The sequence below is a fragment of the Candidatus Hydrogenedentota bacterium genome (assembly GCA_019695095.1).
Lineage (GTDB): Bacteria > Hydrogenedentota > Hydrogenedentia > Hydrogenedentales > SLHB01 > JAIBAQ01.
Genome location: JAIBAQ010000253.1, coordinates 1 through 6975, shown reverse-complemented (window position 1 = coordinate 6975; position 6975 = coordinate 1). Strand labels below are relative to the sequence as shown.

General features: G+C 58.3%; 9 protein-coding genes. 5 read left to right on the top strand and 4 right to left on the bottom strand.

The window, feature by feature from the left end; genetic code table 11:
* A partial coding sequence (locus K1Y02_24035) for a glycoside hydrolase (GenBank protein MBX7259451.1) occupies positions 1-446 on the top strand: 446 nt, incomplete at its 5' end.
* 12 nt (positions 447-458) lie between these two features.
* On the opposite strand, the gene K1Y02_24030 is transcribed toward K1Y02_24035, so the two are convergent.
* Positions 459-722: a DUF1016 domain-containing protein gene (locus K1Y02_24030; GenBank protein ID MBX7259450.1), complete on the bottom strand. Its 264-nt coding sequence runs from the start codon at positions 720-722 to the stop codon at positions 459-461.
* 142 nt (positions 723-864) lie between these two features.
* On the opposite strand from K1Y02_24030, the gene K1Y02_24025 reads away from it, so the two are divergent.
* From K1Y02_24025 to K1Y02_24015, 3 genes are read left to right on the top strand one after another with little or no spacing between them, the layout of a single operon-like run.
* Entirely contained in the window at positions 865-2151 is a 1287-nt protein-coding gene (locus K1Y02_24025) for a tyrosine-type recombinase/integrase (GenBank protein MBX7259449.1), read from the top strand.
* The gene (locus tag K1Y02_24020; GenBank protein ID MBX7259448.1) at positions 2148-3134 is read left to right on the top strand and encodes a tyrosine-type recombinase/integrase; all 987 of its coding nucleotides are present in this window, start codon (positions 2148-2150) and stop codon (positions 3132-3134) included. Before K1Y02_24025 ends, K1Y02_24020 begins: the two co-directional genes overlap by 4 nt.
* Positions 3131-4156, top strand: coding sequence for a site-specific integrase (locus K1Y02_24015; protein ID MBX7259447.1), 1026 nt, complete (start codon positions 3131-3133; stop codon positions 4154-4156). The genes K1Y02_24020 and K1Y02_24015 overlap by 4 nt, the downstream gene beginning before the upstream one ends.
* Positions 4157-4216: 60 nt before the next feature.
* Here the strand turns inward: K1Y02_24015 and K1Y02_24010 are convergent, their stop codons facing one another.
* The gene (locus K1Y02_24010; GenBank protein ID MBX7259446.1) at positions 4217-5038 is read right to left on the bottom strand and encodes a PDDEXK nuclease domain-containing protein; all 822 of its coding nucleotides are present in this window, start codon (positions 5036-5038) and stop codon (positions 4217-4219) included.
* 93 nt (positions 5039-5131) lie between these two features.
* On the opposite strand from K1Y02_24010, the gene K1Y02_24005 reads away from it, so the two are divergent.
* Complete coding sequence (locus K1Y02_24005; GenBank protein ID MBX7259445.1) at positions 5132-5617, top strand: hypothetical protein; 486 nt, start codon at positions 5132-5134, stop codon at positions 5615-5617.
* Between the two features lie 26 nt (positions 5618-5643).
* Here K1Y02_24005 and K1Y02_24000 read toward each other — a convergent pair whose 3' ends face one another.
* Both K1Y02_24000 and K1Y02_23995 read right to left on the bottom strand, forming a co-directional pair.
* Positions 5644-5943 (bottom strand): HigA family addiction module antidote protein, encoded by a 300-nt coding sequence (locus tag K1Y02_24000; GenBank protein ID MBX7259444.1) that lies wholly within the window; start codon positions 5941-5943, stop codon positions 5644-5646.
* 106 nt (positions 5944-6049) lie between these two features.
* Positions 6050-6787, bottom strand: coding sequence for a hypothetical protein (locus tag K1Y02_23995; protein ID MBX7259443.1), 738 nt, complete (start codon positions 6785-6787; stop codon positions 6050-6052).
* Positions 6788-6975: the final 188 nt, after the last annotated feature.

The following is a 6975-nucleotide window of genomic DNA, read 5'->3' as shown; positions in this document are numbered from 1 at the left end:
CCTGCCCCATCGCCGTGGACCAGAAAATCGGCTTCAACGAGACATCCCTCTACGAAACGGCCCAGGGCGATCTGGTCGCCTTCGTGCGCACGGAGAAGTACGATGACCAGACCGTCATCGCCCGCTCCACCGACAAAGGCAAGAGCTTCCGCTGGGAAGGCGCCGGTTTCCAGGGCCATCCTCATCACGCCGTACGGCTGCCGGACGGCCGCGTCTGGCTGGTCTACGGCTATCGCCACAAGCCCTACGGCATTCGAGCACGCATCCTGAACCCCGACTGCACGCAGGCGGACAAATCCCCGGAAATCGTATTGCGCGACGACGGCGGCAGCTCAGACCTAGGCTACCCCTGGGCCGTAGTCCTGCCCGGCGGCCAAGTCCTGACGGTCTACTACTTCAACCAGGAAAACGGAACCCGCGAAATCGCCGGCACTGTCTGCGGGTAGGCTCGGGCCGGGTCAGTCATCGGACGGAGTCGGCTCACCAACTGCGTGCCCGCTCAGTTCCGCTTCCAACTCCTCGATCGACGGCAGACTGCCCTGAAGGTCTTCCGGTAGAGTCTCCAGCAGCCGGAACTCGGCGATGCCCATCGGCTTGGCCGTGTCGCGCAATGCGTACTCGACGATAATCCTTTCCCTGGACCGGCAGAGGATCAACCCAATGCTCGACTGGTCGCCCGGATGCTTCAGCAAGTCGTCGACGGCCGAAAGGTAGAAGTTCATCTTGCCGACATTATGCGAAGCTTCGCATAATGCCGGTTATGGAAAGCAGGACGTTATGACAAGTGCGTCATAGACGTCGTTGATGTAGAAGGGCTCGGGGTTGATTTCCTTCACATAACCTCCAGACTGAAGTTGGCCAACCATGGCCAACTTCAGTCTGGAGCAAATCATCGTGAGTGAAGAAGCAAGAACAATCGCCGATCTGGTAAGTGCTACTTCGGAGGAAATGAAGCGGCTCGACTACAAAGCGACCGTGTTGAAGCAGTATCACATCGTCTGGAACAGGTTGTGCAAGCAGGCAGGTGCCCGGCCGGCGGGGGACTTCGACATGGATTTCGGGATGAAATTCCTTGGCGAGGCAATGCGTACCCATCCGAAGCATCTGAACGAGAACAGCAAGCATAGATGGATGAAGGCCATTTACATGCTCGCCGATTTCAAACGTACCGGCATAATTTCTCTGCGGCGGGTGAAACGCGGGTTCGTCTTTTCTGGGCCGACCAAATCCGCGTTCCAGCAGTTCGCGGCGCATCAATCGGCCATTGGACTGTCCCAACGGTACATACGCGACACATGCCTATATCTGGAGCGTTTCTCGAAGTACTTGGAGCAGCAATGCCTGGAGAGCATTGCAGGGCTTGACGCCCAGCATGTGCAAGGGTTCATCAACGCCTTGGCCATATACGAATTGCCCACGATCTACCATACGATCTGCGTGTTGCGGCGCGCTTTGCGCTACCTGTATGGCCAAGGGGTAACCACGACCGACCTAAGCGCGGTCGTTCCCAAGCTCCGCTACTGCAAGAAAGCAAAAATCCCTTCCGCTTACGCGAAAGACGAGATCGAGCGTTTGGTCAACAGCATCGACAGAGAGAATCCGAGAGGCAAAAGAGACTACGCACTGATCCTGCTTGCCGCCCGGCTTGGCCTTCGGGCGTCCGATATTGCAAACCTGACATTCGCCGACTTCAAGTGGGATCGGAACCTCATTGAGGTGGCGCAGCAAAAAACCGGAGAACCCGTGACGCTGCCGTTGCTCAACGATGTCGGGGAAGCCGTCATTGACTACATCCGTTATGCGAGGCCGAAATCAGACGAGCGGTTTCTGTTCCTAAAGCTCAACGCTCCGAATGACGTGATGTCCGCCAACTCGATCCATCACACCGTCTATGCACGGCTGAAAGAGGCGGGAATCCACATTCCGCCAGGTAAGAAACACGGCCCCCACGCGCTAAGGCACAGCCTGGCAAGCGCCCTGCTTGAAAACAACGTACCCATGCCAATCATTTCAGAAGCTCTGGGACATACCGACACAGAATCGACATCCGTATACCTGAAGATCGACATCACCAGATTGCGCGAGTGCGCGCTTGAAGTCGCCGCCCTATGCTGTGGTCACGAAAATCGGTTAGGAGGCGCGCGCTCATGAAGAATGACGAAACTGCCGGCTACTACGAAAGCCCATGCGCGGAGCACATGGCCAACTTCATACGCTACAAGCGTGCGCAAGGTCTTAAATACGACACAGTACCGCGCTCCCTGCGGAGTTTTTCGAGGTTCTTGTCCGCTAGGGGAGGGGATGACGCAGGCATTGGCAAAGAGCTGATTGAGGAATGGTGTTCAGTTAGGCCAAACGAGAACCGGCTGACGCAAAGACGTCGCATTCTTGAGACGGCCCAATTCCTGAAGTACTTGTCAGAGAGAGGCGTGGATGTCCATTTGCCTCGTCCAACGCGGAAATCGCGAGCAAGTGGAGCGTTCGCCCCGCACATTTTCTCCCAAGAAGAATTGCGCCGATTATTTGAGGAATGCGATCGGATCCGCGCAAGGACCCCTTCCGTGATGCCAGTGATGTTGCCCGTGCTTTTCAGACTGCTTCTGGGCTGCGGACTGCGAATATCCGAGGCCCTTGGACTTCGACTCGGCGACACCGATCTTGACAATGGCATTCTCGTTATCCGGCAGTCCAAGTTCAACAACGATAGGCTCATCCCCGTGGCGGATTCATTGCTGGCTGTACTTCGCGGATACAGTAGCGCTCATCATAAGCTGCCGAAAGACGGCAAGAGACCCTTCTTCGCTCACAGGGATGGCTGTATGGTCAGTCAGAGCCATATCTACAAATGGTTCAGGAAAGTGATCTGGGCAGCGGGGATCTCACACGGCGGGCGCGGGACAGGTCCCCGGCTGCATGATTTTCGCCACACATTTTCGGTTTATTCGTTGAAGGCCATGACAGACAAAGGGATGGACATGTACTGTGCCCTGCCGCTCCTGTCAACCTATCTTGGCCATGCGTCGCTGTCTGCCACAGAGCAGTATGTCAGGCTAACGCAGGACATGTTCCCTGAGGTTATTGAGAGAGCGAGCGCCATCTCGGCTTTCGTGATTCCAAGGGGTGCGTGGCAATGAAAAAGACCGCCGATTTCCCTCATTTCGTGAGCAAGTTCCTTGCCCGATATCTTCCTGGGGAGGCAGGCGCCAGTCCAAACACAATCCTGTCGTACAGGGACACGTTTTTGCTGTTCCTAAAATACTGCAAGTCGCAAGAGAATACGGCTCCGGAGGAGATGACGCTCGATCTGCTGACAAGGGACCTGGTATGCGCATTTCTCGGTTGGCTCGAAGATCAACGTCATTGCAGCGTTGCAACAAGGAACCAGCGTCTTGCGGCGCTTCACTCGTTTTGCCGCTTCATGCAGACGGAAGACGTGACGCGCCTCAACCAGTACCAGTTGATAATTTCGATTCCCAAGAAGAGGGGGAAATCGAGGACCGTCAACTACATGTCACCAGAGGGCATGAAGCTCATACTGGAACAACCCGACGCGAGAAAGATGTGCGGCCGCAGGGACATGGTTTTGCTGAGCCTGATGTACGACTCCGGCGCTCGCGTTCAGGAGATGGCTGACATTTGCGTCGGAGACTTCAGGACGGAGCCACCGGCCACCATCAAGATTACCGGCAAGGGCGGTAAAACGCGCATAGTCCCCCTGCTGGAGCCGACAGCTGCCATCGTGCGCCAATACATTTCCGACACCGGCTTGGCGGGCACTGGTAAGCACTCGTATCCGCTGTTCCCGAATAGGCGTGGGGAGAAGCTCACGCGAGCAGGGATCAAGTACATCCTGGACAAATGCGTTGAGTCTGCCCGCAACAAAAGCCCAGGTGTCCTGCCAGAAGCCATATCGCCGCATAGCTTTCGACACTCGAAGGCGATGCATCTGCTTCATGCCGGGGTCAACTTGGTTTACATCAGGGACATTCTTGGCCACGCGGACTTAAAGACCACTGAAGTATATGCGCGCATCGATGGCGAGATGAAGCGCAAGGCACTGGAAGAAGCGTTTACAAATACTGTGCCCTCCGAGGCTGTTCCGTCATGGCAACTGGACGGAAAACTGCTGAACTGGCTTCAGAGCCTCGGCCGATAGGAGATGGTGGGACGTTATGTCAAGAAGATGTGTAAACAAGCTTCGAAACGTCAGGCGAGTCTATGCCGCACTTTTCATAACGTCCGGCTTTCCATAACCGGCGTGTTCGGGCTGGAAGGGGCCGACCTTCAACTCAATGACGATAAATGCGCGCAGCCGCAAGTGGTAGAAGAGTAGATCCAGCCGGAAGTCCTGGCCGCCGACGGTAAGCGGATATTGGCTGCCAACAAACGCGAAGCCCGCCCCTAACTCCAACAGGAACTGGCGAATATGGTCCAGCAATGCACGCTCGACATCACGCTCCTTAGCTTGCGTGCTGAGCATAAGGAAGTCGAAGTTGTAAGGATCCTTGAGGATCTGCCGGACCAGGTCGGACTGGGGTTCGGGCAGAGTCTTGGTGAAATTGGTGATAGCGCGGCCCTGCCGCTGGTACAGCCCGGACTGAATTTGCAGGACGAGGATATTGCGGCTCCAGCCGTTGGCGATGGTCTGCTCGATGTACCATTGGCGCTCGGCCGGGGACTTCACCTGATCCAGGATTCGAACGTTGTGTCCCCAGGGCAATTGTGCAACAAGCTGTTGCACAATTGCCTCGTCCGGCCAAGCCTCAGCAAAAGCCTTCATATACTTCAAGTTGCGGGGAGAGAGTCCCTGCATCTCCGGGAAGGACCGCCGCAGGTCGGAGGACAACGAATCCACCACTTTGGCGCCCCAGCCCTCCGCCTCCTGCCGGGCCACAATCTCCCGCCCGATCGACCAGTAGAGCAGAACCAGCTCGCGGTTGACTGCCAGACCGGCGCGCACCTGCGAATGCTGGATGCGCTGTTTCAGAGTCGCCAACAAGGACTGGTACCCGCTGGAAACGGCAAAAGGGTCTGGCATAGGGATCCTGCGTCCCAGCTTATCCAAATAGTGCAGCAGTCTGCTGCACAATCCGACCTACCCTTTTCCCTTTCCAGATGATAATGTGGCCTTATGCTCGCAACCTTTCACTGCAATCTCTGTTCAACCCAGAACATATTGCCGGAAAGTGGTTTCGCCCGTGACGAATCGAGCTGTACCTCTTGCCACTCCTCCGTCCGCATGCGCGGCATGCTTTATGCGCTCAGCATGAACTTATTCGGGACCCCGCTGTCATTGCCTGACTTTCCGGCGCTGAAGTCCATCCGGGGCCTGGGCATGAGCGACGACGAACAATACGCCGCCCAACTATCCTCGAAATTCGACAACCGCAATACCAACTTTGAACGCGCCTCATTTCTCGATGTCGTGCATCCGGTGGAAGGCCAAATCGGGGAATATGTTTTCATCCTGTGCGATGACGTGGTGGAGCATGTCGCCCCGCCAGACCGCGGCCGAACCAGCCAACACTTTCTAACCCCTCCACACCAACTCGCGCCACAAATCAGCGGAGCGGCTGCGCTTGGAACAACTCGTCGGTGGCCACCTACATCGGGGTGAGCCCACATGTATCCCGCGTCCGCCATTCAGGCGGACTTACACGGCTCCGCCGGCTCGTAGCGCCGGACGCGGACCTGCTTCTCCATTCGCCGGGTTCGGGCGATCTCGTACGAAGACTGCATCCGCATCAGCGTATCCATCTTGACCCCAAAAGCCTTCTCCAGGCGCAACGCCATCTCGCCGGACAAAGCGGCCCGAGCGTTTAGCAGACTGGAAAGCGTCGGACGCGACACCCCCAGGACCTCCGCGGCGGCCGTAACAGATAACCCAAGCGGATCAATGATCTCAGCCCGGACAAAGACCCCCGGGTGGGGTGGATTCAGCATGCGCATAAAAGCCCCCCTAATGGTAATCCTCCAAGTTTACGTCGGCGACATCTCCCTCCGTCCATTCGATTAGAAACGTCAGGCTCGTGTCGCGCCGAAGAGTCCCTCACCCGCCCGCCACCTCCACCCAATGCACCCGCCCCGCCGTCCCCGCCTTCACATCGACCACCCCCCAGCCCTCCACTCCCTCCGGCCCCCGCCACACCTGGAACCCCCGCGCGGGCCCCGGCTTTCCTGCCTCCGCCGCACCACCCGGCTGGCACAACTCTCCATTCCACCGCAGTTCCGCTACCTGACAATCCTCCAACTCCAGCCGGATCGATGCATTCCTCAGCCGCGGCCCCACATGCAGCCGGAACGACACCCACTGCCCCGCCTCAACCTTCTTCGGCAACTGCGACCCCGCCGCCTCCCCGGGCGCCCACGTATCGGAGTACGTAATCACATGCCTCCGCCGCTTGCCCACCAACGTCTCCAGCCGGCCGCACTCCCGCAACAGCGCAGGGTAATTCTCCAGGTCCGTCATGGCCGTCTGCGAGTCCATATAGTTGAACAGGTACACCCGGTCCGCGCCCCGCGACAGCAGGGAAGCCGCCGCGCCTCGCACAGTCTCCAGCGAATTGAACTGCAGCGGCCGATAGTCATGATAAGGCCGCACCAGCAACTCCAACCCAGCCGCCAGAATCACACGGTCACCGGCCAGCCGCCGCCAAAGCTCCATCGGCATGTCCGTCTCAATGCTCGCCCAGAACGGCGTCACAGTCAGCAGTTGCACCAGCCCTTCGCGCGCCCACAGCGCCCCGTCCATGCCCAGCGCCACGGCTGTCTGTGGCCGCGACGGCACTCGCGCGCCCAGCGCAATCCGGTGACCGCGCCGCTTCTCCCACCGGTCCAGCAGCGCGCGCGTGCGGCGCATGAACGCTGTCAAGACAGCCGCGCCCTCTACCTCCCTGCCCGGCCGCAGATGGAACCCGAACCGCATCCCACCCAACTCCAATCCGTCGAAATCGTAGCGGTCCGCCTACTCCTCAA